The organism is Comamonas terrigena NBRC 13299 (assembly GCF_006740045.1).
GTDB lineage: Bacteria > Pseudomonadota > Gammaproteobacteria > Burkholderiales > Burkholderiaceae_C > Comamonas > Comamonas terrigena.
Window position 1 is genome coordinate 611,422 of record NZ_AP019749.1, and the last position, 26,654, is coordinate 638,075.

Annotated in this window: 26 protein-coding genes; all 26 read right to left on the reverse strand. The window is 64.7% G+C overall.

Annotated elements, in window-relative coordinates:
• Window positions 1-113: 113 nt before the first annotated feature.
• The 26 genes from CT3_RS02785 to CT3_RS02910 all read right to left on the reverse strand — a co-directional run bounded on the left by CT3_RS02785 (window position 114) and on the right by CT3_RS02910 (window position 26,464).
• Window positions 114-1,742, reverse strand: coding sequence for an ABC transporter ATP-binding protein (locus CT3_RS02785; RefSeq protein WP_066540090.1), 1,629 nt, complete (start codon window positions 1,740-1,742; stop codon window positions 114-116).
• A 58-nt stretch (window positions 1,743-1,800) separates the two neighbouring features.
• Window positions 1,801-2,565: an SDR family oxidoreductase gene (locus tag CT3_RS02790; RefSeq protein WP_066540093.1), complete on the reverse strand. Its 765-nt coding sequence runs from the start codon at window positions 2,563-2,565 to the stop codon at window positions 1,801-1,803.
• Complete coding sequence (locus tag CT3_RS02795) at window positions 2,562-4,100, reverse strand: class I adenylate-forming enzyme family protein (protein WP_066540095.1); 1,539 nt, start codon at window positions 4,098-4,100, stop codon at window positions 2,562-2,564. Before CT3_RS02795 ends, CT3_RS02790 begins: the two co-directional genes overlap by 4 nt.
• A 29-nt stretch (window positions 4,101-4,129) precedes the next feature.
• Window positions 4,130-5,035, reverse strand: a complete 906-nt coding sequence (locus CT3_RS02800) for an ABC transporter permease (RefSeq protein WP_083520570.1) — start codon at window positions 5,033-5,035, stop codon at window positions 4,130-4,132.
• Window position 5,036: 1 nt separating this feature from the next.
• Window positions 5,037-6,008: an ABC transporter permease gene (locus CT3_RS02805; RefSeq protein ID WP_066540098.1), complete on the reverse strand. Its 972-nt coding sequence runs from the start codon at window positions 6,006-6,008 to the stop codon at window positions 5,037-5,039.
• Between the two features lie 9 nt (window positions 6,009-6,017).
• Complete coding sequence (locus CT3_RS02810) at window positions 6,018-7,640, reverse strand: ABC transporter substrate-binding protein (protein WP_066540101.1); 1,623 nt, start codon at window positions 7,638-7,640, stop codon at window positions 6,018-6,020.
• A gap of 23 nt (window positions 7,641-7,663) precedes the next feature.
• Entirely contained in the window at window positions 7,664-8,125 is a 462-nt protein-coding gene (locus CT3_RS02815; protein ID WP_066540102.1) for a PaaI family thioesterase, read from the reverse strand.
• Window positions 8,122-9,135: a quinone oxidoreductase family protein gene (locus CT3_RS02820; protein WP_066540104.1), complete on the reverse strand. Its 1,014-nt coding sequence runs from the start codon at window positions 9,133-9,135 to the stop codon at window positions 8,122-8,124. Before CT3_RS02820 ends, CT3_RS02815 begins: the two co-directional genes overlap by 4 nt.
• Before the next feature lie 26 nt (window positions 9,136-9,161).
• Complete coding sequence (locus CT3_RS02825; RefSeq protein ID WP_066540106.1) at window positions 9,162-10,271, reverse strand: M14 family metallopeptidase; 1,110 nt, start codon at window positions 10,269-10,271, stop codon at window positions 9,162-9,164.
• A complete protein-coding gene (locus CT3_RS02830) occupies window positions 10,268-11,131 on the reverse strand; it encodes a VOC family protein (RefSeq protein WP_066540108.1) in 864 nt (287 codons plus the stop codon). The genes CT3_RS02825 and CT3_RS02830 overlap by 4 nt, the downstream gene beginning before the upstream one ends.
• Window positions 11,132-11,678: 547 nt before the next feature.
• Window positions 11,679-12,590, reverse strand: a complete 912-nt coding sequence (locus CT3_RS02835; RefSeq protein ID WP_066540110.1) for a type II secretion system F family protein — start codon at window positions 12,588-12,590, stop codon at window positions 11,679-11,681.
• Between the two features lie 26 nt (window positions 12,591-12,616).
• The gene (locus CT3_RS02840; protein ID WP_066540113.1) at window positions 12,617-13,606 is read right to left on the reverse strand and encodes a type II secretion system F family protein; all 990 of its coding nucleotides are present in this window, start codon (window positions 13,604-13,606) and stop codon (window positions 12,617-12,619) included.
• Window positions 13,607-13,627: 21 nt separating this feature from the next.
• Window positions 13,628-15,046 carry a TadA family conjugal transfer-associated ATPase gene (locus CT3_RS02845; protein ID WP_083520593.1) on the reverse strand — a complete coding sequence of 473 codons (1,419 nt, stop codon included), beginning with the start codon at window positions 15,044-15,046 and terminating at the stop codon, window positions 13,628-13,630.
• A gap of 28 nt (window positions 15,047-15,074) precedes the next feature.
• Window positions 15,075-16,235, reverse strand: a complete 1,161-nt coding sequence (locus tag CT3_RS02850; RefSeq protein ID WP_066540116.1) for a CpaE/TadZ family protein — start codon at window positions 16,233-16,235, stop codon at window positions 15,075-15,077.
• An 18-nt stretch (window positions 16,236-16,253) separates the two neighbouring features.
• Window positions 16,254-16,703, reverse strand: a complete 450-nt coding sequence (locus CT3_RS02855) for a TadE/TadG family type IV pilus assembly protein (RefSeq protein WP_066540119.1) — start codon at window positions 16,701-16,703, stop codon at window positions 16,254-16,256.
• Window positions 16,700-17,143, reverse strand: a complete 444-nt coding sequence (locus tag CT3_RS02860; RefSeq protein WP_066540121.1) for a TadE/TadG family type IV pilus assembly protein — start codon at window positions 17,141-17,143, stop codon at window positions 16,700-16,702. The genes CT3_RS02855 and CT3_RS02860 overlap by 4 nt, the downstream gene beginning before the upstream one ends.
• Window positions 17,144-17,147: 4 nt before the next feature.
• The gene (locus CT3_RS02865; RefSeq protein ID WP_066540122.1) at window positions 17,148-18,404 is read right to left on the reverse strand and encodes a pilus assembly protein TadG-related protein; all 1,257 of its coding nucleotides are present in this window, start codon (window positions 18,402-18,404) and stop codon (window positions 17,148-17,150) included.
• A 97-nt stretch (window positions 18,405-18,501) separates the two neighbouring features.
• Window positions 18,502-18,699, reverse strand: coding sequence for a Flp family type IVb pilin (locus CT3_RS02870; RefSeq protein ID WP_066540125.1), 198 nt, complete (start codon window positions 18,697-18,699; stop codon window positions 18,502-18,504).
• Between the two features lie 47 nt (window positions 18,700-18,746).
• Window positions 18,747-18,956, reverse strand: a complete 210-nt coding sequence (locus CT3_RS02875) for a Flp family type IVb pilin (protein ID WP_066540127.1) — start codon at window positions 18,954-18,956, stop codon at window positions 18,747-18,749.
• Window positions 18,957-19,114: 158 nt separating this feature from the next.
• Window positions 19,115-19,447 (reverse strand): hypothetical protein, encoded by a 333-nt coding sequence (locus CT3_RS02880; RefSeq protein WP_066540129.1) that lies wholly within the window; start codon window positions 19,445-19,447, stop codon window positions 19,115-19,117.
• Between the two features lie 13 nt (window positions 19,448-19,460).
• Window positions 19,461-20,960, reverse strand: a complete 1,500-nt coding sequence (locus CT3_RS02885; RefSeq protein WP_370510819.1) for a type II and III secretion system protein family protein — start codon at window positions 20,958-20,960, stop codon at window positions 19,461-19,463.
• A gap of 139 nt (window positions 20,961-21,099) precedes the next feature.
• The gene (gene cpaB / locus CT3_RS02890; protein ID WP_066540132.1) at window positions 21,100-21,948 is read right to left on the reverse strand and encodes a Flp pilus assembly protein CpaB; all 849 of its coding nucleotides are present in this window, start codon (window positions 21,946-21,948) and stop codon (window positions 21,100-21,102) included.
• 29 nt (window positions 21,949-21,977) lie between these two features.
• Window positions 21,978-22,568, reverse strand: a complete 591-nt coding sequence (locus CT3_RS02895; protein WP_066540142.1) for an A24 family peptidase — start codon at window positions 22,566-22,568, stop codon at window positions 21,978-21,980.
• 1,020 nt (window positions 22,569-23,588) lie between these two features.
• Complete coding sequence (locus CT3_RS02900; RefSeq protein ID WP_066540145.1) at window positions 23,589-24,884, reverse strand: TRAP transporter large permease; 1,296 nt, start codon at window positions 24,882-24,884, stop codon at window positions 23,589-23,591.
• The gene (locus CT3_RS02905; protein WP_066540148.1) at window positions 24,877-25,383 is read right to left on the reverse strand and encodes a TRAP transporter small permease; all 507 of its coding nucleotides are present in this window, start codon (window positions 25,381-25,383) and stop codon (window positions 24,877-24,879) included. The genes CT3_RS02900 and CT3_RS02905 overlap by 8 nt, the downstream gene beginning before the upstream one ends.
• 97 nt (window positions 25,384-25,480) lie before the next feature.
• The gene (locus CT3_RS02910; protein WP_066540150.1) at window positions 25,481-26,464 is read right to left on the reverse strand and encodes a TRAP transporter substrate-binding protein; all 984 of its coding nucleotides are present in this window, start codon (window positions 26,462-26,464) and stop codon (window positions 25,481-25,483) included.
• Window positions 26,465-26,654 lie beyond the last annotated feature (190 nt).

Consider the following 26,654-nt stretch of genomic DNA (forward strand, 5'->3'; position numbering starts at 1 on the left):
GTGGGTGTAATCATGAAAAAAGCGCTTCATCGGAGCGCTTTTTCTTGGGCAGGGCGGTGGCAGGGACTGCGGTGTCAGGCAGGGTCCTGGCCATTGGGGCTGAAAAAATGTCTTCAGGCCGCCTTCTGGGCGCAGGCATCGGGAATCCAATGCCTGCCCGGAATCGCCTCCAGCAGTGCCCGTGTGTAAGGGTGCTGGGGCTGGCTGAAGACGCGGGCGGTGTGGCCGGACTCCACAATCTCGCCGGACTTCATGACGATGAGCTGGTCGCATATCTGTGCCGCCACCCGCAGATCGTGGGTGATGAAGACCATCGATAGCCCCATCTGCTCGCGCAGGCGGGTGAGCAGGTCCAGCACCTGTGCCTGCACCGAGACATCCAGAGCGGACACCGGCTCGTCGGCGATCAGTATCTGCGGCCGCATGGCCAGCGCCCGGGCGATGCCGATGCGCTGGCGCTGGCCGCCCGAGAATTCGTGCGGATAGCGGTCCAGCGCGTCGGGGGACAGGCCAGTGAGGGCAAACAGCTCGCGTGCATGGGCCAGGGCCTGGGCGCGGGATTCACCATGCGCGATAGGGCCCTGGGTGACGATGTCGCCCACGCGCTGGCGCGGGTTGAGGGAGCTGTACGGGTCCTGGAACACCATCTGTACGCGGGTGGCGTGCAGCCGGCGCTCGGCAATGTTGCGCAGCTGCACAGTGTCGTTTCCGACACGGAATTCGCCTTCATCTGGCACCAGCAGGCCTATGAGGTTGCGCGCGAGCGTCGACTTGCCCGATCCGCTCTCACCCACCACCCCCAGCGTCGTTCCCGCAGGCAGGCTGAATGAGATGTCCTTGACCGCGTGCGTGGTGCGGCTGGTGCGGCCCAGCCAGTTGCGCTGGTGGTAGGTCTTGGACAGGCGCGCGACCGACAGCGCGGTAGGCGTCTGGCTTGCCACACCGCGCACGGGCGCTTGCAGCGGAGGCACGGCCGCGATCAGGGCCCGGGTGTAGGCATGCTGCGGGCGGCCGAGCACGTCCTGGGCTTTCCCGCTTTCGACCAGCACGCCGTGCTGCATGACGGCCACCCGGTCGGCAATTTCGGCCACCACGCCGAAGTCGTGCGTGATGAAGAGCACGGCCATGCCTTTGCGCCGCTGCAGATCGTGGATGAGGTGCAGAATTTCGGCCTGCGTGGTGACGTCCAGCGCCGTGGTGGGTTCGTCGGCGATCAGCATGGCCGGCTCCAGCGCCAGCGCCATGGCGATCATGGCGCGCTGGCGCTGGCCGCCAGAGAGCTCGTGGGGGTAGGCTTTCAGCGCTTTGTCCGGATCTGGGATCTTCACAGACTCCAGCAACCCCAGGGTGCGCGCACGGATGGTCTTGCGGGGCAGCCGGGTGTGCGTACGGAACACCTCGCCGATCTGGTCGCCGATGGTGCGCAGCGGATTCAGCGCGGTCATCGGCTCCTGGAAGATCATCCCGATCTCGCTGCCGCGCAGCTTGCGCAGGCCCTCGGCACCGAGCTGCAGCAGATCCTGCCCGCGCCACAGAATCTGGCCGCTGCGGACCTGGACGCCTTCGGGCAGCAGGCCCAGTACCGCACTGGTGGTGAGGGATTTGCCGGAGCCGCTTTCGCCCACGACACACACGATCTCACCCGGGTGCAAGTCCAGGCTCACCTGCTGCAGCGCGTGCGGACGATCTCCCCCGGCGGGCAGGTCGATGGTCAGGTTCTGGATGGACAGCAAGGCACTCATAGAAGGTCTTCGGAATTCAAACGGCGGAACATGCAATACAGCACATGCGGTCGGCGCATCAGATGCGCTGGCCGCCACTGGCGTCGATGCGCTGCGCGGTCACCCAGCGGGCGGCATCGCTGGCAAGGAAAGCCACAATGCCCGCGATGTCGTCTGGCTGGCCCACGCGGCCCAATGCCACGCTCTGGGCAATGACGGCCGCCTGCGCGGGGTCTCGGGCCCGGGTGTTCAAGTCGGTGGCGGTCGCACCGGGCAGCACCGCATTCACGGTGATGCCTCGCACGCCCAGTTCGCTGGCCAGCAACAGCGTCAGTGCTTCCAGCCCGGCCTTGGCGGGGGCGTAGACGCTCATCTCCGGATACGCGGCACGCGTGCCCATCGACGAGATGTTGATGATGCGCCCCCCGTCCCTCAGCACGGGCAGCAGGCGCTGGATCAGGAAGAACGGTGTTTTCAGGTTCACCTGCAGCACGTGGTCGAAATCGGCGGGCTGCACATCGGCAATGCGTGCCTTCAGGCCCACCCCGGCGTTGTTCACCAGGATGTCCAGACCGCCAAGGCCAGCGGCCTGCAATTGCCCGGTGAGGGCATCGGCGAGCTGGTCCGCGCCTTGCGGGAGGCTCAGATCGGCGGCCAGCACCGATGCCTGGCCACCGATCTGCGCGATCTCGGCCTCCAGCGACCGGGCGGCATCGGCCGCCTGGTGATAGTGGATGAACACCTGCGCGCCCTGCTGAGCCAGCGCCAGGGCAATGCTGCGCCCGATGCCGCGGCTTGCGCCGGTGACCAGGGCCGTCTTGCCGCTGAGGTCAAAGCCGCTCATGCCAGCACCTCCGTGCCGTGCTGGTGCCAGGCCTGGCGCTTTTCCAGATCGCGGGCCAACTGCACCAGGGCATGCCGGTCGACCTTGTTGGTGCCTGCCCAGGGCAGGTCCTGTACAAAGCAGACGCGGCGTGGGTGCTGGTAGGCCGGGCCGTGTGCCAGTGCATGCTGCTTCAGCGTTTCCGCATCCACCGAAGTGCCTTCGCGCCGGACCACAAAGGCCACGGGCACCTGCGCACGTTCCTCGTCGGGCAGCGGCACCACGCTGCACTGGGCCACGTCAGGGTGCTTTTCCAGCAGCTTCTCCACTTCCACGGGGTAGATGTTCTCGCCCGCGCAGACAAACATGTCATCGGCGCGGCCGATGAAGTAGTAAAAGCCATCGACATCGCGGCGCATGACATCACCGCTGTAGTACCAGCCGTTCTGCAGCACCTGGGCGCTTTTCTCCGGGAGGTTGTGGTAGCCGGACAGCAGGGCCGGATTGCGCATCAGCAGCACCCCTTCGTCGTCGCTGGGGCCGTCCACCAGCCGCACCTGGGCCGGGTCGATGGGATGGCCCAAGGCCAGTCCGGGCGTCGGAATGCCGGCAGGGTGCGGTCCGAACACGGCGGGGCCGGCCTCCGTGGTGCCATAGCCATGCGTCACGCGGGCGTCGGGGAAGGCGTGCTGGATGCGCTGGAGCAGGTCCAGCGTCATGGGGGCCGAGCCCAGCATGACCCGTTTGAGCGCGGAGAAGTCCCGTCCTTGCAGCTTGAGCGGATCCTTGATGATGCGCGCGAACATGGTCGGCACTGCCGTCAGCACCGTGATGCGGTAGCGCTCCAGCGCGTCGATGTAGGCATCCACATCGAACCCGGGCTGGATCACCAGCAGCCCATGCACGGCGAATGCGCGCTTGGACATGAAGAGTCCGTTCATGTGGAACAGCGGTTGTGCCAGCAGGTAGCGCGCCTGCACGGGGCCGGGCACTTCCGTGGTGGCCTGCAGCGCCCAGAGCTGGCCCGCATGCGTGAGCGGAACCCCCTTGGGCTTGCCGGTGGAGCCGGAGGTGTAGAGCATCTGCGCCACATCGTCGTGCGCCGGGCGCACACTGTCCAAGTCGGCAGGCACCATGCGTGCGGTAAACCCATCGGGTCCGGCATCATCGAAATCGATCACCGGCACATGGCTTGCCAGCGCGGCACGGCGTGCGCCGTCGGTGAAGGCCAGCACCACGTCGGCATCCTGCAGCACATATTCCAGAATCTCCGGCGACTGCTTGATGTTGATGGGCACGGCCACATGGCCGGCACGCATGATGCCGAAATAGGTGATGAGGTATTCGGCGCGATTCAGCGAGGCGATCGCCACGCGCGAGCCTGGGGGAAATACCTGTTCCGTCAGCCAGCGGGCCACCCCGCCGGCCAGTGCGCGCACCTCCGCATGGCTGTAATGGCGCGGCAGGGCGGGTTCGCGCAGGTCGATGATGGCGGTGCTTTCCAGCGAAAGCGCGGGATCGTTGAGATCCCCCAGGTTGTAGCGGTGAGAGGTCATGGTTCGAGGGTGGATGGAGCTGCTGCGCCTCAGCGCTTGCGCAGCTTGGGGTTGAGGGCGTCGTTGAGCCCGTCGCCGACCAGATTCAGAGAGAGAACCGCCAGCATGATGGCCACGCCGGGTACGGCGCACAGGTACCAGGAGGTGCGGATCAGGCTGCGCCCTTCGCCCACCAGCCGTCCCCAGCTGGCGACATTGGGGTCGCCGAGGCCGAGAAACGACACCACGGATTCATAGAGGATGGCGCCCGCCGCCACCAGCGACGACATGACGATCACCGGGGGCAGCGCATTGGGTAGGATTTCCTTGAAGATGATGTGTGCCGGATGCAGGCCGACCGAACGGCAGGCCTGGACGAACTCCCGCTCCTTGAAGGACAGGAATTCCGCGCGTGTGAGCCGTGCAATCGGTGGCCAGGAGACCAGGCCGATGGCCAGGGTGATGGCTTCGATGTGGGGGCCGAGAATCGACACCACCGTGAGCACGAAGACCACATTCGGGATGATCTGAAACAGCTCCGTCACCCGCATCAGCACCTCATCGACCCAGCCACCGGCCCAGGCGGATGCCGCGCCAATGCCCACGCCCAGCAGGGTGGCGGTGGTGGCCGCCACCAGGCCGATGAGCAGGGTGGCACGCGCACCGTGGGCGATCATGGCCGCAATGTCCCGGCCCAGCGAATCGGTGCCCAATGGATGGCTCCACTGGCTGAAAGGCCAGATCTCGGGCGTCGCCACGATGCGCAAGGGATCGGTGGGGAACAGCAGGTCCGCCGCCAGGGCCACGGCCGCGATGGTGCACAGGATCACCGCGCCGATCACGGCGCCGCGGTTGCGCGCAAAGCGGCGCAGGAACGGGCCAATGGCGCCCGCAGCCTTGCGGGCTGCTTGTGAGGCGCTGGGCCCCGCAGGAATGGGGGTAGAGATGGAACGCATGTCAGAGCGCCTTGATGCGCGGGTCAAGCCGTGCGTACAGAATGTCCACGGCAATATTGGCCAGAATCACCACGGCTGAGCTCAGGACCAGAATGCCCAGCACGACCGGGTAGTTGCGGCTCATCACGCTGTCGAACAGCACACTGCCGATGCCCGGCCAGCTGAAGACGGCTTCCACCACGATGCTGCCGCCCAGCACGGCACCCAGCTGCAGCCCCAGCAGCGTGACGATGGGAAGCACCGCATTGCGGGCCATGTGCCGCAGCACGATGGCCACGTCCTTCAGGCCCTTGGCCTTGGCCGTGCGCACATAGTCCATGCGGCTGACTTCCAGCATGGAGGCACGCATGACGCGGGCGTAGCTGGCGCTGTAGAACAGCCCCAGGGTGATGGCCGGCAGTGCCAGGTGGTGGAGCACATCCAAGGTCTGTTGCCAGAGTCCGCCATCGAGCCCGATGGTGACCATACCACCCACCGGAAACCAGCCCAGCTTCACCGCGAACAGGACGATGAGCATGATGCCCAGCCAGAAACTGGGCGCCGCAAAGCACAGCGTGGCAAAGAGGGAGACCGCCGTATCCCACCAGGTGTTGACCTTGATGGACGAGACGATGCCCGCAGCCACCCCGACCAGCACCGCAATCGCCAATGCGGACAGCATCAGAACCAGCGTGGCCGGCAGGTGGGCACCGATCACGTCGATGACCTGGGTGTTGTGCCGGTAGGAATAGCCCAGGTCCAGCTGTGCCACCGAAGCGATGTATTTGAGCAGCTGCACGCTGGCAGGCTGGTCCATGCCATAGGTCACGCGCAAGCGCTCGATGAGTGCCGGATCTGTGACCTGGCGCTCCGCCGTCATGACATCCAGAAAGGTGCCGGGCACCATCTGGATGAGCAGGAAGTTGAGCACCACCACCCCCAGCAGGAGCGGAACCGCCTGTCCCAGCCGCCGCAAGATGAGGTTCACCAGCATGTGCTCACCTCAAGCGCCCAGCCATACGTCGTCCAGCGATCCGCCCTGGACATCGGCCACGGAGGTGAAGTTGTGCAGCTTCTTGCTGGCCAGCGTGAAGGCCTGGATTTCCACCAGGGGCACGAGCGGGACTTCGGTGGACGCCAGCTTTGCAAAGGCATGCACCAGTTTCTTGCGTTCCTGGGGTTTGGTTTCCACTGTGATGCGGCCGACCAGTGCATCCATCTCAGGGCTGGAAAACCCGGTCGCGTTGCGGAATGCACCGCCACGGACAATGCCGTCGGTGGTGAAGTACTGCGTGACGGTGGGGACTGGTTCCAGCGGCGCCGTGAAGTTGGAAATGGCGATGTCGTAGTCGTAGTCGCTGTAGATGCGCTTCAATGCGGTTGCGCGGTCCACCGAGTCCAGCTTCACCGCAATCCCCACGTCCTCCAGCGCCTGCTTGAGGTACTGCCCCAGCTTGGCGTTCTCTTCAAACCATGCTGCGGCCAGCAGATTCACGCTGAAGCGCTTGCCGTCCTTGAGCGGCAGGCCTGCTGCATCCAGCAGTGCGCCGGCCTTCTTGGGGTCGAAGGCATAGCGCGGCACATCGTCCGTGAAGAAGATGGGGTTGCTGCTGAAGATCGGCGAAATGGCAGGCTTGCCGCGGCCGTAGTAGATGGTGTCGACAATGAACTGGCGGTTGATGGCGTGCAGGATGGCCTGCCGCACTTCACGGCGCTTGACATGCTCGCGGCGCTGGTTGAATTCCGCGGTGACCGTCCAGGCTGCGTTCTCGTAGCCACGGGTCTCCAGGGTCACCTTGCCGGTCTTCACCAGCCGGTCGATGTCGCGGGCTGGCACGGGGCTGGAGTAAGCCAGCCCCAGCTCGCCGGTCTCCAGGGCGGCGCCGCGGGATGCGGCATCCGCCCACCAGCGCACGATGAGCTTGTCGATATAGGGCTGTCCCTGGCGCCAGTACTGTTCATTGCGCTGGTATTGCACGTGGCTGCCACGCACCCATTGCCCGTACTTCCAGGGGCCGGTGCCGACCGGCGTGTTGTTGGCCGGGTTGGTGATGATGTCCTTGCCTTCGTACAGGTGGCGCGGCAGTACCAGCTGGTACGCTCCGGCCAGGGTGGACTTCAGGAAGAACTCCGGCACCGGGGTCTGGAAGGTCAGCAGCACGGTGTGGCTGTCCACCGCCTTGGCGTCCGTCAGCGCTTTCAGCGCAATGCCGGCGGAAATGGGTTTCCAGTGCTGCAGCGCGTTGAAGACCACATCTTGCGCGGTGAAGTCCTTGCCGTCGTGCCATTTCACGCCCTGGCGCAGCTTGATGGTGTACTGCTTGAAATCGGCGGAGGGTGTCACCGACTCGGCCAGCACGGGCTGGAACTGCAGCTTGTCGTCGATGCGCAGCAGGCGTTCCAGGATCTTGGTGGACGTCTGGTAGGGCGCGGAGCCGCCGCCGCCGGGCACATAGAGCGCCTGTGGCTCCAGTCCCCCCCAGGAGATGACCAGCGTGCCGCCACGCCGGGGGGCGGTAGCCTGGGCCTGGGCGGGCAGGCCCCAGCTGTAGCTGGCAGCGGCGGTCAGGCCTGCAGCGCTGCGAATCAGAACGTCACGGCGTGACAAAGCGGTGGGTTGGGTCATGGTGGTTTCACTTGCTTGCGTGGTCAGCCCAGCGTGGCGTAGCTGGCGCGGCCGATGGCGACCAGGACGCCCTGGTCATTGAATAGATCGACATCGGCCACGCCCACCGTCTTGCCCACGCGGCGGGCCTTGGCGACCGCCTTGAGGTTGGTGTCGATGGCAGGGCGCAGATAGTCCACCCTGAAGTTGATGGTGGGCAGGCCGCGTCCCACCAGCATGCCGACGGCGAAATCGCCCACGGTGTCGATCACGGCGGCCAGCGGGCCGCCATGCCATTGGCCGGTGTTGGCACTGCGGCCCAGTGCATCCTGAAAAGGCGCATGCACCGTCAGCTCACCCGCTTCGTGGTCGACCTCCAGCGCTTGCAGCTGGAGCCAGGCAATGAAGGGGGAGCTGTCAAAGTGCGCTTGGATCTGTTGCAGATCCAGGCATTCCGGGGGGGCAGAAGCCTGCGCCTGCGCAGGCAGGGTGGCGGCTTCGCTCATGCGGCCACCAGCACCTTGCCGAAGACCTTGCGGTCTTCCAGGGAGGCCAGCGCCTTGGCGCCGTCATCCAGCGGCCACTGGCGGTCGATCAGGACCTTGAGCTGCCTGGACTGCACCAGCTCCAGCAGCTCATGCAGGTCCTCGCGCTCCCAACCGTTGGAGCCGCGGATTTGCAGTTCGAACGTCCAGATGAAGCGCAGATCTTCCTTGGGGTCGAAACCTGCCGTGGCCCCGCAGGTCAGAGCCCGGCCGCCCAGGCGCAGGCAGCGCAGCGACTTCACCCAGGTGTCGCCACCGGTGAAGTTCACCACCACATCCACGCCACCGCCGGCCTGGCCGCGCCGGCGCGCAGGCTTGCCATAGCGTGTCTGCACCGCCTTGAGGAAGTCTTCTTCCGTGTAGAGGATGACATCATCGGCGCCCAGCTGGCGCAGCTGTTCGGCCTTCTCTGGGGTGCCTGCACAGGCAATCACCGTGGCGCCGGCCAGTTTGGCAAGCTGCACCGCGCAGACGCCCACACCGCCGCTTGCGCCCAGGATCAGCACCTTTTCGCCGGCCTTGACCTGGCCGATGCGGTTCATCATGCGCAGCGCCGTGCCGTAGGCCACCGGGAGTGCCGCCGCTTCACCGAAGCTGACCTGGTCAGGCAAGCGGATGAGCTGGTGCGCGGGCACCCGGCATAGCTCGGCCAGGCCGCCATGGATGGTTTCGCCGACCAGCCCGCCATCGACACGGTCAATGGGGTCCACCAGCACCCGGTCGCCGGGTTTCCAGTCGGTGACGTTGGTACCCACCTGTTCCACCTCGCCGGCCACGTCGAGGCCGATGATGACGGGAAAGGACAGGCGGATGCCGGGCATGCCGCGGCGGGTGAAGACGTCGTGGTAGTTCAGCGATGAGGCCTTGACGCGGATCACCACGTCATCGGCGCCCGGTGTCGGGTTGGGGAATTGGGGTTCCAGCGTCAACTTTTCGTTGTCGCCATGTTCACGCAGTACGAGAGCTTTCATGGGGATGTATGTCGCTTGGGGTTCAATCAGTTCCACTGGGCCAGGCCATGCAGGGCCTGGTCGGTGATTTCCACGCCGTGCCGGAGCACGGATTGGCGCCAGATGCCGGAATAGGGGACGAAGGTGTCGATCAGGTCGTGCCGTAGCTGGGCGTCTCGGGCCGCATCGGCCTGCTGCGGCGCGCGAAAGCGCAGCCACTGGTCCAGGCGCAGGGATTCGCTGGTGTTGCTGCCGCGGGTGCCGAACTCGATCACGGCACCGGCGACCTTCCTGCCCGGCAAAAAGGCCTCGACACCCCGGAACACCAGCCCCTGGTAGTCGGGGCGTGCCAGTCCATGTGGGCGCTGGCCCAGCACGCGCTCATGGCTCCACCATTGCGCGGCCTGCTGCTGTTCTTCGCTGCCGTCGGCGTTGAAGCACAGGAAGAAGGGCTCGCCGTACTCCCCGATGCCGGTGTGCCAATCGATCAGGGCCACCCGCTCGGTGTGGGGCAGGTGCTCGCCGAGAATGCGCTCCAGCGTGAGGTTGGACCATTCGCGCTGCTGGCCGCCAAAGGCCAGGCCCTGGGCGTGGCGGTACTGGCCGCTGGCCATGGCATTGAAGGTGGCATCGGCCCCATGCGCGTCGCGGAAGGCCTGGATGGCGCTCTGCACACCTTGGCGGCCGGTGGCCGTCCAGCTGTCCGGCACCAGTTGCTCATGCAGCGCGTCGTAGGCGGTGTTGGAGGGCCGGGGGGCGGCGTGGTCGATGAAGTTGCGGTTCAGGTCGACATTGCTTTCGTTGGTGCGGGTGTCGTGCGACCAGCCGAAGGGATTGAGTGCGTGCACCAGCAGCACATTGGTGTCGGGCGGCAAGGACTGCGCGGTCTGGCTGGCCAGCCAGGCATTCTGTACGGCAGAGCCGGCGGCGCCTTCCAGGCCATGCGTGCCGCTGATGAGCAGCAGCGTGCGGGTGGCGTCCGCCGGGCCCAGGCGGGCCACGTCCAGCGTCAGCGGCTGACCGTCCGGCGTGCTCAGAGTGGGGTGTGCGTAGTGCGAGAGCTCTGCACCGGCGCGCTGGGCCTGGGCAATGAAGCGCTGGCGGCCGTCGTTGTAGTCGTTCGCAAAGGCTTCCCAGATTTCCAGAACGGTGCTCATGCGTGGGACTCCTGCACGAACACTTGCAAGGCACCTGCCGCATCGGCGGGGTTCACCACCAGCTCGCCGTAGGCGTTGTCCTGGGCCTGTACGCCGTTGGTGGCAAGGACGTGGCGGGTCTGCACCAGATCGCGCACACCGATGATGGAACCGGCGAACCAGGTCCCATCTGCAGTAGCCGGTTGCGGGATGCCCGGGAACCGGGCCTGGAAGGCCTGGGGTGTGAGAAACAGCAGCCGCAGCGAGCCACGGCGCAGCGTCCAGCCATCCGGGCCGGTGTTGCCGATGGAAATGCGGCCGAAGGCCTGTTCGTAGGCGCTGCGCAGACTCAGCGGATCGGGGTGGACCACGACGAGTGCTTCAATGCGGCGCGCCGTGTTGGGATGGTCCTGCCATTCCGGGCGATAGACCAGGTGGCGTGTCAGATGCCCGCAGGTGAAGAAATCCGGCGCGCCCAAGGTACCGGTGGGAAAGCGCGTGTTCAGCCAGGCCGCATCCTCGGAGCCATCCTGCAGATGCACCGGGCGGCCGCCGCCTTCGGGCGCTTCGGCGTGGATGCCGACCTGTGCCAGTTCACGGTGCACGGCTGCACTGTCGGTGGTCTGCAGTGCGACTGCCACCGGCCCTTGATACGACTCAGGGTAATGCGCGAAGCGGGAGGTGGATTGCAGCGCAGGGGGGAAGTACAGCAGTTCCAGGTAGTTGGCATCCAGAATCAGCGTCTGGTTACGGGTGCCCTGGTGGTGCACGCCCTGTGGTGCCAGCGCGAATCCCAGCTTGCGGTACTGCACAGTGGCAGCGTTCAGGTCGTTGACCCGGATGATGTAGTGGTCCAACCCTGTGACCGATGGCAAAGACATATGTTTTCCTCGCTTGGCAGCTAAGGCAGCGAGGTTCCCACCGGGTGGGCATTTCGGAAAAGAATGCTTGTGCGTATCGATATGCGGAACCGTTCATTGACATGCCGGGGTGCGGTTTGTAAGCAATGTGTAGGGTTGCCTGGGATTTCGGTGCGGATGGCAGCCTGCCCAGAGGGCAGAAAGCCACTGGGTGGCGCGGTGTCGGGCCTTGCTCCGGCGTGCGGATGGCAGGTCCATGGCGGGTGAGGGGCTGGACCCATCCGGCGCTTCCGCCCGCTGTGTGGGCGGCATGTCCCGGAGGCTGAAAGGGTGTTTGCGGCGCAGGAGGCCGCGCTGGGCAGTTCCAGGGGGGAGGAACTGCGAAGGTCCTGGGGGTGGCCCGGCGGTATTGGGCAGGTGCGCACCAGGCCGGGCAGGACTGCCCGTTCCCAGCACTGCGGCGGGCCCTGCAAGGGATGCGTGACCCGGGCCGCAGAACCAGAGCGGCGCCCTCGGCAGGCGCGTCACGAGCCGCGGGGAACGCGGGCCGTGGCGCAGGCCGCCGGTATCACGCCGTACCGGCTACCATGGGCAGGGCCATGCGGATGATGCGGATCACTGCAGGCCCCAGGACGACCATCACAATCGCCGGGAAGATGCAGGTCACCAGGGGCAGCAGCATCTTGGTGGGGATCTTGGAGGCCAGTTCTTCGGCGCGCATCTGGCGTTTGTGGCGCAGGTCTTCCGAGAACACGCGCAGCGACTCGCCAATGCTGGTGCCAAACCGGTCGGCCTGCGTCAGCATGGCGGCAAAGGTGTGGATCTCGTCCACGCCGGTGCGTGCGGCCAGGTTGCGCAGTGCTTTTTCACGGGCACTGCCGGCCCGCATCTCCAGGTTGGTCCAGTGCAGTTCCTCGGCCAGGGCGTCACTCTGAAGGCGGATTTCCTCTGCCACCTTGGTCAGGGCCGCATCCAGACCCAGCCCGGCCTCGACGCACACCAGCATCAGATCGGCTGCGTCCGGAAAGTTTTCGAAGATTTCGCGTTTGCGGCGCGAGGCCATCCAGCGCAGGACCAGGTTGGGCAGGTAGCAGGCCACCAGGGCCGCCACCAGCGGGTAGAACATGCGTTCGTTGCTGCTGGCCTTGCTGACGGTCAGCATAAAGGAGTAGACGGCCAGGGCGGCGCCCACGGGCAGCAGCGTCTTGATGCCGAAGTACAGCATGGGGGCGCTGTGGTGGCGGATGCCGGCATTCAGAAAGCGCAGGCGCAAAGGCGTGGCATCGATGCCCGCAGTCGGCGATGACAGGTGGGCGAAAGGACCGATCAGCCTGACGGCCGTCTCGGTCCAGTTGCTATGGCCGGCCGTTGGCGCCAGTGCTTGCAGGCGTTGCGCCGCGGCGGTGGGGGTGAGCCAGAAAAACAGAGCCCCCGCAGTGAGCATGACCGCGGCAAAGGTGAGCAGGGCGAAGATCAGCATGGTGACTCCTTGCATTCAAGACAGGCTCAGACCCGGATACGGATGATGCGGCGCAGCATCAGCATGCCGATCACCATCATGACGGCCAGCCACTTCAGGATGGTGATCCCGATGGGGTCCTTCCACATGGCAGACATGAATTCCGGATTCATCAGGTTGAGCAGGGCAGCCAGGGCAAACGGCATCAGCCCCAGGATCCAGGCAGACATCCGGCCTTCGGAGGAGAGCACCCGCACCTTGGCGTAGAGCTTGTGCCGCTCCCGGATCAGGTGGCTCAGGTTGGACAGGATCTCGGTGAGGTTGCCCCCCGATTCGCGCTGGACCAGCACCGCCACAATGAAGTAGCGCAGGTCCGTGATCGGCACCCGCTCCCCCAGGTTGTTCAGTGCCTGCTGCAAGGAGGTGCCGTAGTTGATCTCGTCGTGCACCAGCCGGAACTCACCGGCAATGGGGTCGGGCAGCTCGTCGCCGGCCATCTGCAGGCCTGCCGAGAAGGCATGGCCGGCACGCAGCGCGCGCCCGATCAGGTCCAGTGCCTCGGGGAGCTGGCGCTCCATCAGCACTAGGCGCTGGTGCCGTTTGCGCTGCAGATAGAGCCAGGGCAGCGCGGCCAGCGCGGCGCCGGCGGCCACCGCCAGTTCCAGGGGCTGGCGGAGCATGCTCAGGGTCAGCGCTCCTGCGGCCCACAGCACGGCGCTGGTGAGCAGCAGCCCCGACACCGTCCACTCCAGGCCCGATTGCACGATCAGCCGGTCCAGCTGGTGTGCATGCGGCATGCGCTGCAGCGTGCGTTGCAGCCCCGGCATGTCGCTGAGCACCCTTTCCTTGACCAGCTTGGACGGGGTGCTGCGGTCATCGGCTGCCGAGAGGGCGCGCAAACGGCGTTCCAGCTGCTTGGCTTCCGGACTTTTGTACTGTCGCCACAGCACCTGGCAGGCTTCCAGCAGCAGCAGCAGGGCCACAAACACCAGGGCGACGATCACCAGTGCCGAATGGGTGGAAAAAAAGGATGACATGGCGGCTCCTTTTCGGGGTGTTCACTGGTAGTGGCGTGTCGGGTCGAAGACGGTGTCCGGCAGCGCGATGCCGAAGCCTTTGAGCCGCTCGGCGAACTTGGGGCGCACGCCCGTGGCATGGAAGTACCCCTGCACGTCGCCGCCCGAGCCGATGCCGGTCTGGGTGAAGGCAAAGATTTCCTGCATGGTGACCACATCGCCTTCCATGCCGGTGATCTCCTGGATGCTGGTGATCTTGCGCTTGCCGTCGGTGAGGCGCAGCGCCTGCACGATCACGGTGATGGCAGAGGCGATCTGCTGGCGGGCCGCCTGGTGCGGCAGGTTCAGGCCGGCCATGCCGATCATGTTCTCCAGCCGGGACAGCGAGTCGCGCGGGGTGTTGGCGTGGATGGTTGTCAGCGATCCCTCGTGGCCCGTGTTCATGGCCTGGAGCATGTCCACGGCCTCGGCGCCGCGCACTTCGCCAATGATGATGCGGTCCGGCCGCATGCGCAGTGCATTGCGCACCAAGGAGCGCTGCGTGATTTCGCCCCGGCCTTCGATGTTGGGCGGGCGTGTTTCCATGCGCACCACATGGGGCTGCTGCAGTTGCAGTTCGGCGGCATCTTCGATGGTGACCACCCGTTCTGCTTCGGGGATGTAGCCCGAGAGGATGTTGAGCAGGGTGGTCTTGCCGGCACCGGTGCCGCCCGAGATGATCATGTTCACCTTGGCCTTGGCCAGGGCTTCCAGCACCAGGGCCATGTTTGGTGTCAGGCTCTTGAGGTCCTGGATCAGGTTCTCCATGCGCAGCGGGGTGTGGGCAAAGCGCCGGATGGACATCATCGGCCCATCCAGTGCGACGGGGGAGATGACCGCATTCACACGCGAACCATCGGGCAGCCGGGCATCCACCATGGGGCTGGATTCGTCGATGCGTCGCCCGATGCGCGAGACAATCTTGTCGATGATGCGCAGCAGGTGCTTTTCATCGGTGAAGACCACCGGCGTCAGTTCCAGGCGCCCCAGGCGCTCCACATAGATCTGGTCGTGCCGGTTGACCAGGATGTCCGATACCGCCGGGTCTGCCATCAGCAGCTCCAGGGGGCCAAAGCCCAGCATCTCGTGCTGGATGTCGCGGATCAGCAGCTTGCGTTCCAGATCGTTGACCGCCGCCGAGTCTTCTGACAGCAGCCGCTCGGTCATGCCGGCGATTTCCTGGAGCAGTGTGGGCTTGGGAAGGGTTTCCAGTGCCGCTAGGTCGAAGCGCTCCACCATCTTGGCGTGGATCCGGCCCCGAAGCGTCAGGTAGGCCGCAGACTGTCCGTAGAGCGGTGGTGCAGGAGGCTGGACGGCCTCTGCCGCCGGTGCATCCGGCGTGTCCGCATTGTCGGCCACGAGCTGAAGCGACGGCTTGGGGTTCCGGGCGGCGGAGGTGGCAAGAAAGTCTCGTAGCGACATGGCGGTCTCCTGGTAGGCGGTGGGGTGTTCATGCACGGCGGAAGAGGCGGTTGAGCAGGCCGCTGTGGCCTTCATGCAGCGTGGGTGACAGCGTCTCTGCCCAAGCCCCCAGCTCCCGCACCACCGCGCAGTTGCGGCTGGAATCGGCCAGTGCGACACCGGCGTTGATGGCGGCCTGGACTTCCTGGGGGGCATCGGAGATGGTCTGCCACTGCAGCGTCTGGCCCAGGGTTCGCCGGACTTCGTTCAGGCCGATGTCGCTGCGCTTGTCCACCCGGTTCAGCACCGGGTGCAGCCGGTCTTCTGCATAGCCCAGTTCCTGGAGCATGTGCAGCAGCTTCTGCGCATTGCGTACCGCAGGCACATTGGGCAGCAGCACTGGCGCAATGGTCTGCGCCCGGTCGAGCACGCGCAAGGCCAGGGGGTCCAGCACACGGCCCATGTCCAGCAGCACGAAGTCATAGTGGGCGGTGGCCAGCGCCACGATGGCGTCCACATGTTCGGGCGTGACGCCCATGGCCTGGATGGCGTTGTCCGGTGCCGCCAGCACATGCAGGTTGGGGTTCACCTTGACGGCGCAGGCGGTGAGGAACGAGGCATCGAGACGGTGGATGTCGGTCGCGATGTCGCCCAATGTCAGGCTGGGCCTGCCTTCGTGCAGATAGGACAGCGCATCGCCGTATTGCAGATTCAGGTCGATCAGCAGCACGGAATGCCTGCGTGCCAGCGCCCACCCCAGGTTGGTGGCCAGAAAAGTGGCTCCGGCACCGCCCTTGCAAGGCAGGAGCGCCACGGTCCGGCCCTGGGCCACGTGGGGCGTGGCATCCTGCAGCTTGGCTGCAATGCGTTGCACGGCATCCAACAAGGTCTGGGGCGCCGCGGTGGAGGGCAGGACTTCGCGCACCCCGGCACGCATGGATTGCAGCAGGAACTCGGGCGACTGCTGGGCGCACAGCAGCAGCACGGCAGTGCGTGGGTAGCGCGTGGTCACCTGCTCCACCGGCGCCAGGTCGGCTGGGTCGCAGCACATGCCGTCCACCATCATCAGGTCGGGGCGCTCGTGTTCGGCAATCGCCGGCATGCGGGTCTTGCCGCCCTCGAAGACATGCACCTGGTGAGAGTGGGTCTGCAGCACCTGCACCATCTCTTGCAGATGGGCAGGGCGGGGGGAGATGATGACGATCTTCATGGTGTGGGGACTCGCGGTTTAGTTGGTGCAAGCGGTGTTGCTGTTGGGGTCCTGCCGCATGATTTCCCGTGGGAGCGCAGTGGCAAAGCTGGGGGTCGGAATCGCAGCCTGCATGCCGGAGCCCACGATGGGCGAAATCCACTGAAACTGCAGGCCGGTGACCGCCACGGTGACGCTCTGGCAGGTGGCTGCCGTGCAGCCGGTCGGAGTCCAGCTGGTGCTGATGCTCTGGATCTGGGGCAGCAGCGCCTGCATGCGGGCCAGCACCTGGGCCTGTTTGGTGGTGTCGTCGCAGACCGCGGCATAGCGTGCACCGGCACGCGCCGTCTCGTTGGCGGCCACCCAGGTGAAGAGCATGCGGCTGAAGTCCAGGATGCCCAGCAGGAACATCAGGAAGACCAGCAGAGCCAGGGCGAATTCGATGATGGTGGCGCCGCGCTCTGTACGGCGGTGGTGTGAGGCTCTCATGTCTGGGTCCTCATGGTGGCGGCGATGTTGCTGAGGGTCAGTCCGTCGTTGGCATCGCCGAGCTTCAGGCCGAAGACACTGGCCGTCATGAACTGGAAGCGGTAGCTGTTGACGGTGACAGTGACGGTATTGATCAGCGGATAGGTCCCTGCGGTCTGCCAGGAGCAGGTCACTGAACCGGTGGTCAGGCCGCGTGCCAGCGGCGTGGTGCCGGCGGTGGTCTTGCCATACACCACCAGGTTCTGGGCCTGGGCGCAGTTGGTGTTGGGCAACTGGACCGACAGGTAGCGCACCGCGTCACGGACAGACTTGGCGACGGTGTTGTATTCGTAGAGCGCGCGGCCGAACTCCACAACCAGCATGCTCAACAGAATCAGGAAGGGCAGGATCAGCGCGAGCTCTACCAGCTCCACGCCTTGTTGACGGTGGTGGGCGCGCATGACATCACCTCACGAGGACAGGGACCAGGGGGCCGGCCGATCCGCCAGCGAGTCCGCTGGTGGTGCAGGGACTGCCGACCGCCCCCGCATTGCCCAGGAATTCCAGCTGCACGTCATTGACGGGGATGGTCATGGGCTGGAGCATCAGCATGCAGGCAAAGTCGATCAACCTGCGGCTGGAGTTGACGATGGGCACGGTCACGATGCGGCGGTCTGCCCCGTAGGCCTGGTGCTCGGCGGAGGTGGCAATTTTGGAGAAGCCACCGCCCTGCATGCCGCACTGCGAAGCGTTGTTGCCGCAGCGCGTGAAAGCCAGGCGCTGGGCAAGAAAGTTGGGCGTGCTGCCGGAGGTGCCGCTGTAGGCGTTGCGCCCTGCCGACCAGCTGGCCGAGGTGTAGATGAAGCCGGTGTAGTCGGGCCGGTTGACGGCGGGGTCGCTGTTGTTCTTGTAGATGCCGAAGCGGTAGTTCCAGATTTCCACCACGGAGGCCTGCACGCCGGGCGTACCCAGGGTGTCGCCAATCTTGCTGCCGCAGTGGCCGTTGAGCTCATTCGCCGTCTCCGACGCACTGTTGGAGCCATCCAGATTGGCCCAGCCGAAGGTGCTGCCGCCATTGGACTTGGACAGCAGGGTCAGCCAGTCGCCCACGGTGTAGCCATAGTTCGGGCTGGTGGCGCCGGGCGTTTTCGGCTGCAGTGCGACGGGAATGGGGCAGGCGCTCTGTGCGCTGGCGCGGGTGGCCACGGCCGTGGTGCGCACGCTGCGGGTGGATGGAAAGTCGGCGGTGTTGCCGGAGAAGGCGCCCATGGCCTGCAGCAGCCACAGGCGGATGTTGGGCTGGGTGTGGGTGCACTGGGCATAGACCGCCGCAGTCGGGGCGGTGGTGTCGATGTAGCTGCTGTTGCGGAAGGTGATGTCGGCCGCGGTCACCTTGCCTTGGCCGTTCCAGGTGGCGGACTGCAGGTTCACGCCGTTTACGTTGGCGGCGGTGCTGCCGGCGCTCACGGCGCGGGTGATGGCATCGGACTTGCCATTGAGTTCACGTGCGGCCGCCAGTGCGCAGCTGTCCAGGGCGGTCTGCAGTTCGGTCTTGACGATGAACAGGCGGCCGAAATCCAGTGCGATGCCCATGAAGCCCAGCAGCAGCAGCAGGGCCAGTGCGGCGGTGATGATGATGGCTCCCCGCTGGCGCCGGTGTCCGCGGCAGCCAGTGAGTCCGGCAGGCCGCGCCAATCTGGGGGCTAGTGTGCGGGTGCTCATGATGGAACCTCATCGGGTGGAGAAAGGGTGGTGTGTGTGGACGCCGGGGGCGTCGGCACGGCAGCAGGCTGCCGTGCCGACCCCGTCGACATGGCCTCTAGGTGCATGTGCCCGTCAGGCAGTCCGAGACTCGGGTGATGAAGTCCGCGAACTGGCCGCCGGCCAGGCCCTGCAGTGCCAGCACCAGTGCAATGGAAACCACTGCAATGATCAGCGCGTATTCCACGACCTGTGCGCCTTCCTCATCCTTGAGGAAGTGGTGCACAGCGCCGCGCCATTGAGGTGATAAGTACATGGTTTCCTCCTGTGAGGGGTGTCAGGGCGAACGCTTGCTGCGTCAAATCATTCGCAGGTCGACGTGGTCAGGCAGGCGGAGACCCGGTCAATGAAATCGCTGAAGCCGCCACCGTCTTCAGTGAGTGCCTTGAGTGCAATCACCAGCGCAATGGAGACCACGGCGATGATCAGTGCGTACTCGACGACCTGTGCGCCTTCTTCGTCGCGGACAAAGGACAGCAGGGAATTGCCAAATTGATGAGCGATATGGGACATGGTGAACCTCAGTGTGTTGAAGGGTTGGAGACACGTGTGAAACATTGGCTCTAGGCCGTTAGCTGGCGTGCAAGGCCGGTGTGCGGTCTGGACTCCTTTCGAACTCAGGTTTTTGTGGCGTGTGGTGATGGATACAGCGGGTGTAGGAGGCTGAGGCGTCACGGCGTGCCGCCACTGCCACCGCCGCCGCCACCACCGCCACCCGCGCCGCTCAGGGAGCCGCCGATATTGATGACGTTGACGGCCTGGGGCGGGCTCTTGTAGCTTTGCTGGTAGCGCTCCAGGGTGTGCCGGGTGGCCCGGCCATCCATGCCGCTGGCGGCGTCGGCGCCGGTGCCCGGCGTCTTGCCCGCATCGGGGTTGATGGTCATCTGCATGCGGGCAGACCGGACGGCGTCTCCGAAGCGGGCGTCGTAGTGGGGGGTGGTGCTGCCGCAGCCCGCCAGCAGCGCGGCGGTGGCCAGTGGAAGCAAGGTGGTGCGAATGGACATGGCGGCCTCCGGTTCAGGTGGGCGGGTTTTGGGGGGCCGGACGGCTGGCTGGGGGCTCAGCCGAGGGCAGCGTCTGCATGTCCGGTGTGGCGGCCGCCGGAACCGGTGTCGCCATCGAGGCCGGTGCAGGCGCCGGGGCTGGCGTGGGCGAGGGCGGCGGTGTGGAGCTTTCCAGCGCACCGTTCAGGTACACCTCGGCACGTGAAGGCGGCACATGGTTGTCGGTGGGGACAGAGGGCGCTTGGGCCAGTGCCTGTACCAGGCGCGGGGTGATGATGAACATCAGCTCGGTCTGGTCCGTCTGGAACTCGGTGCTGCGGGCCAGTGCCCCCAGCACGGGAATCTCGCCCAGTCCCGGAAAGCGCTTGATGGCTTCGGTGATGTTGTTCTTGATCAGCCCTGCAATGACCAGGCTCTGACCGTCGTTGAGCTGCACCGTGGTATCGGCCCGGCGCACCGACAGCGAGGGGATGATGGAGGTGACTCCATTGATGGCGGTGAAGGGGGACCCGGTCTGGGACAGGTCGGACACTTCGGACACCAGCTTCAGGTTGACGCGTGCATTGCCCAGCACCGTGGGGGTGAACTTGACGCCGATGCCGAACTCTTTTTCCTCCAGCGTCATCACCGGCACACCGTTGGTATTGGTCTGCGCCACCGGGATGAAGATCTTCCCGCCGGACAGGAAGCTGGCCTGCTGGCCGCTGATGGCCATGATGTTGGGCTCGGCCAGGATGCGCACCAGGCCATCGTCCTTCTGTCCATCGATGTTCAGCGCGCCTTTGCCGACGCGCAGGGCGCTCAGCAGGCCGCCGCCGCCGCTCAGGAAGTTCGACACGACGGAGTAGGAGTTCATGCCACCGCTGGTGATGCGCTGGCCGCTGAAGCTGGAGCCCAGCTTGTCGAGCAGGGTCTTGCTGACTTCGGCGATCTTGACTTCCAGCATCACCTGGTGGGGCGAGGTGGTGCGCAGCAGGTTGACGATCTTCTTGCTGTCGCTGTAGGCCCCTGCCAGGGTGACGATGTCGTCCAGGCGCAGCGGATTGCTGATCTCGCCGCTGAGCACCAGGGCGTTGTCGGCGCCCTGGATGCGGATGCCGCGTTCTTCAGGCATCAGTTCAGCGAGCTTGGCTTGCAGCGGTCCCGGGTCGATGGTAACCACCACATCCTTGATGAAGCAGGTGCCCTGGGCGTTCTGCAGGATGACGTTCATGGCACCCGACTTGCGGCCGCGGAAGAACAGGTCGCGTGGGCTGAGCAGCTGCACTTCGATGTCGGCAATGCCGTTCTGTGCCTGTGCCTGGCCGCCCATGGCAGTGGCGGGGGCTGCCTGGCCGGCTGCGGGTGTCTGGCCGCTCACCAGGATGCGCGCCATCGGTGAGCTCAGGGGAATGACGACGGATTTGCCCAGCGTGACGGTGGCGGGTTCCTCCATGCGGATGGCGGTGCATTGCCGGGTGGGCGAGGCGGCACGTGGTGCCGCAGACGCTGCGGCGGGTGCCGCCATGGCCATGGCAGGGGATGCGCCAGCGGGCTGGGCATCGGCGGCCAGCGCGGATGATGCGCTGACCAGCAGCAGGTTCACTGCTGCACAGAGATGGTGGTATTTCACGGCCGGCCTCTCTCTCTTGGATATGTGGGTAGCGTGGATGTCAGAAGCAGTTGAGGGTGCTGGTGCCGCCCTGGATGACTTCGACACAGGTGGCTGCCGATGGCAGTGGTGCGGGCCGGGCGCGGGGCGCGGCGGGCTTGGCCACAGCCACCTTGACGGGGGCGCTGGGCGGTGTGGGTTCGGCCGTGCCGAACAGCTGGTGCTTGGTGATGCCCGTGGTGCTGACGGGATCCTTGTCAATCTGGTTGCGCAGCACCAGGGACAGATTGCCTACGCTGCGTGCCAGATCCAGTTTCTCGGCCTCTTCCGGGCTGAGTTCGAGCGTGACGGCGCTGACCACCTTGGGCTTGGTTTCGTCGCGATCGGCTTCCTGCGCCACGGCCAGGACCAGCACGTTCTCCAGCACGGTCTTGCTGATCTGGCGCGCATCGTCCGATTTGCCACCTTGCTCTGTTTGGGCGTTGACCACCACGTCCACGTGGTTGCCTGGCAGGGCAAAGCCCGCCACGCCCACCACATCGTTCACCCGCACGGTCATGGCCCGCTTGCCCGGGGCGATGACGGCGGCCAGGCCGCCCCGGGTTCCCACGGGGGCCAGCTTGCCTTCCAGTACGGCCTCCCCGCGCAGCACGCCCACCTTGACGACGCGGTCCTGCAACTGCTGGATGTCATGGAAGGCGCCGTTCGGGATGGATCCCCGGGGCCAATCCACCGTGCTGAGCATGGTGGGAAGAATCTTGCTGCCCAGAGGGATGTCGCTGGCGGCGACGATCACCTTGTCGGCATCGATGCTGCCGCGCTGGGCAACCCAGTTGGCGGCGTAGACCGCAGCGGCCAGGCTGGCAAGTGCAGCGAGGACGAACAGACCCAGGGCCTTGAGGTTTTTCATGGGGACCTCCCGCTATACCGTAGTGATGGTTAAACCCAGGTGAATTGCCGGGCGACGAGAAACGATGCCGTGCCCAGCGCGATGCTGACCCCGTAGGGCAGCGTGCCCACGGATGGCGCTGAACTGGTGCGTGCATCGGGACGGATCCCCGCGGCGACGGAGATGAACAGCAGCTGTGTGGTCTGCCGTGTGTTGTGCAGCAGCTTCCTGGCGGCCCTGTGCCACAGCGCGTAGACCAGGGCAGCGATGCCGCCAGCGATGAAGACGAAGACCACGGCATGCCAGGCGCCGTCGGGACCCAGGAATGCGCCCGCCATGGCCATGAGCTTGACGTCCCCTGCACCCATGGCGCGCAGCAGGTACAGCGGCAGCATGAGCACCAGACCCAGGCACATGCCGCCCAACGCCCAGAAGAATCCGCCGCCGTGGTGGGAGGAGGAGGTCAGGCTGTACAGCAGGGCGATGGCCGCACCACCGAAGGTCAGGGCATTGGGGATGCGGCGGCTGCGCAGATCGCAGATGGCGGCGGCCAGCAAAAGCAGCAGCAGCAGCAGCGAGCGTGGCTCGGTGAGCAGTGCGCCCACCAGCTCGGCTCCGGCGCGAAGTTCTGAAAAGTCCATGACCAGCCTCCACTCTCTGTGCTTGCTGAACCGTGTCCGTCACCGTGGCCGGTGTTGATCGGATGCGATCCAAAAGTGACATTGCAAGATAGATAATCTCTATCGGAATATTTATCTTGTTTTGAGAAATATTAGGCCTGGTGGATATTTTTCACAATCGAATAGTGCGTAAGAAATCTCCGATACCCATCGACGCGGTTACATAACCGTCGCTGTAGGCTAAATCGCATCTGACCCCATATGTAATTGCGACGTATTTGTATTTTGTTTACGGTTGGCCGATTCAATAAAGTGGAAAAGACCTTGTATGTCCGGGTGTGCCTGCGCTGGTCGCCAGGCGGGTCGGAGGGGGGGGGCTACCTGGCCCTACCTGGTTTGCGCCGGATGCCCAGGGTTTGCGCGCCGTGCAGGGCAAATTCATGTGCGCTTTGGCGCTCCACTTTTGCAAGCAAATCCAGTGTGCCGGCGGCCGATCATCTAGGGATTTAATGGGTATTTATTATTTAAAAAGATAAATATAAGTGGCAATCTATAGGCAGAACTGAGAATTTTTTGAGATGTGAATAGTAGTTTCTTGTGTAACTGAAAAAATAGATATTCACAATTAGTTCAGGTGATATTTGGTTTTTACCAACCAGATAAATATTCAGAATCCGTTCAGGTCAATCACATGGTCCATGGTATTTCCACCTATTTGGAAGTGGCTGCTGGAAAATGCGAGCCAGAAAAAAATCTGCTGTCGCGGAACGCGAACCATCCTTGCGTATCTCCACGCTGCTTTCGGAAAGGTCCGGTGGAAGGGGCCAGCGGGGCAGGCCGCAGTGCTTCACCGCAGATTGCGGCGTGCTTTGCCGGTGCATTCCTGCTGGGAGTGCAGGGCACAGTGGTGGCGCGGCATGCTGCAGAAGCGGCATGGGGAAAGCCGCTGTGGAGGCTGGAGCCGGCACCGCACCGTTGCACGGCCAAGAAAAAAAAGAGCGCTTCACAGGAAGCGCTCTGGGTGCGGGGCGTAGACGGGGTCTACATGTTGTTGGGCAGTGCAGTCACGATCTGCGGGAAGAACCACAGGATCACCAGGGCCAGCACCATCAGGAAGAAGTAGGGTGCGCAGACGCGGGCGATATAGGTGATCTGCTTGCCCGTCATGCCTTGCAGCACAAACAGGTTGAAGCCCACCGGCGGCGTGATCTGCGCGGTCTCCACGGTGATCACCAGGAAGATGCCGAACCACAGGGGGTCGATGCCAGCGGCCTGGATGATGGGCAGCACCACGCTCATGGTCAGCACGATGGTGGAGATGCCGTCCAGGAAGCAGGCGATCACGATGTAGAAGATGCCCAGCACGATGATCAGCATGGCGGGCGACAGGTGGAGGCTGCCCACGAATTCCGCCAGCTGGCGCGGCAGGCCGATGTAGCCCATGGACAAGGTCATGAAGGCAGCCCCGGCCAGGATCAGCGCGATCATGCAGTACAGGCGCGTAGCGCCAAACAGGGCGTCCTTGAAGTTCTTCCAGGTCAGCGCGCCTTGCACGGCCGACAGCACCAGCGAGCCGACCACGCCAATGGCGGCCGCCTCGGTTGCCGTGGCAATGCCCGAATAGATGCTGGCGATCACCGCCGCAATCAGCAGCACGACCGGAATCAGGTGGCGCGATTCGTAGATCTTCTCCTTGAAACTCATGGTCCCGTCGGCCTTGGGCACCTTCTCGGGGTTGAGCAGCGCCCAGATCATGATCCAGCCGCTGAACATGACCGCCAGCATGATGCCCGGCAGTACGCCGGCCATGAACAGCTTGGAGATCGACATCTCGGCCGACACGCCGTAGACGATCAGGATGATCGATGGCGGAATCAGCAGGCCCAGGGTGGCCGGGCCGCCCAGCGAGCCAATTACCTGGTCCTGCGGGTAGCCGCGCTTGAGCAGCTCGGGCACATTCATCTTGCCCACGGTGGCGCAGGTCGCGGCGGAGGAACCCGACACGGCGGCAAAGATGGTGCAGCCGATCACATTGGTGTGCAGCAGGCGGCCGGGCAGGGCGTTGACCCAGGGGGCCAGGCCGCGGAACATGCTCTCCGACAGATTGGTGCGGTAGAGGATTTCGCCCATCCACACAAACAGCGGCAGCGCGGTCAGTGTCCAGCTGCTGGCCGATCCCCAGATGGTCATGGCCATGGCATCACCGGCGGCGCGCGCGGTGAAAAACTCCATGCCGAACCAGGCCACGCCGGCCAGGGTCAGGCCGACCCAGACGCCGCCCGTGAGCAGGGCCAGCAGCACCACGATCAGTGCAATGCTTGCGGTAATTTCATTCATGGTGCGCGTCCTCGTTCGCAACGGCCTTGCGCTTGCCCATCAGCTCCAGCACCAGTTCGTCGCAAAAAGCGATAAAGAAAACAATGGTGCCCAGGGCCATGAAGATCTGGGGAATCCACATCGGCGTGGCATCGATGCCCACCGAGATATCGTCAATCTCCCACGACTGGAACACCAGGCGTGTGGAATAGAACGCCAGAAAGCCGGCCAGCGTGGTGGCGATCACCAGGGCAGTCACTTCCATGGTCTTGAGCGCCTTGCCTTTGAGGGCGCCCAGCAGCAGGGTGACGCGGATGTGCTCGCCCTTCTTGAGCGTGCTGGCCAGGGCCATGAAGCCGCAGCCGGCCATGGCATAGCCCGCATAGGCATCGGTGCCCGGGGCGTTGAAGCCGATGACGCGGCTCAACACCGTGAGCAGCACCATCACCAGAATTCCGATCATTCCCAGGCCCGCCAGCCAGGCCGTAGATCCGTACAGACCATCTAAAAATTTGCGCATGCTTGTGTTCCGCAGCAGGGGTTGAACCGGTCCCATCGGACAAGGCCCTTGCGCTGCCTGGTGCAATGCAAGGGCCTTGTTTCAGGGCTGCAACCGATTACTTGGCCTTCTTGTAGGCGTCCAGAATGGCCTGCCCGTCCGCACCGGCCTTTTCGGTCCACTCCTTGACCACGGTCTCGCCGACCTTGGCCAGATCGGCCTTCAGCTGGGCGGAGCCGGTTTCGATGCTCATGCCACCGGCCTTGAGCGCGGCGATGGACTTGGCATCCACTTCCTTGGATTCCTTCCAGCCGCGGGCTTCCGCGTCGGCTGCGGCCTTCAGCACGGCGTCCTGCGTGGCTTTGTCCAGCGCGGCAAAAGCCTTCTTGCTCACGGTCACGGCATTCTTGGGGATCCAGGCCTGCACGTTGTAGTAGTACTTCAGGTTTTCAAACAGCTTGTTGTCGGCACCGGTGGCGCTGGAGGTGATCAGGCCGTCCACCACACCAGTGGCCAGGGCTTGCGACAGCTCGGCTTCCTGCACGGTCACAGGCTGTGCGCCGATCAGCTCGCCGATGCGGGCGGTGGTGGGCGAGTACACGCGCCACTTCATGCCCTTGAGGTCTGCCACCGAGTTGACGGGCTTCTTGGTGTAGATGCCCTGGGGCGGCCAGGCCACCGAATACAGCAGCACCTGGCCTTGCTTGTCCAGCAGCTTTTGCAGCGCAGGCTTTTGCGCCTGGTAGAGCTTGAAGGCTTCGTCGTAGCTGCTCACCAGGAAGGGCAGGCCGTCTGCGCCGAAGATCTGCGATTCGTTCTGGAAGCTCACCAGAAAGAACTCGCCCATCTGCGCATTGCCGGTTTGCACGGCGCGCTTGATCTCGGGCATCTTGAACAGCGATGCGCCGAAGTGCGGCGTGATCTTGAGCTTGCCGCCGGTGGCAGCGTCCACCTCTTTCACAAACAGCTCGTTGTTCTTGGAGTGGAAGTTGCCGGGGCCGTAAGCGGTGGCGAAATCCCACTTGGTTTGGGCAGCGGCCGCACCGGCAAAACCGATGCTGGCGACCAAGGTGGCGGTAGCGCAAAAGATGCGACGCTTCATGTTGACTCCTTGAGGAAGGGCTGAAAGATGCAGGTGGTCACGTAAGGCAAGTTACGTGCCAAAAGTAGCATTGGTTTCAACAATCATCCATAAGGGATTTCAACGATGATGCAGTTGCGTAGGTGTTGTAGCTTCTTATTGTTGAGAGTCTGAATTCAGATTGTTCAACTAAATTGGTGCATACCCCTGT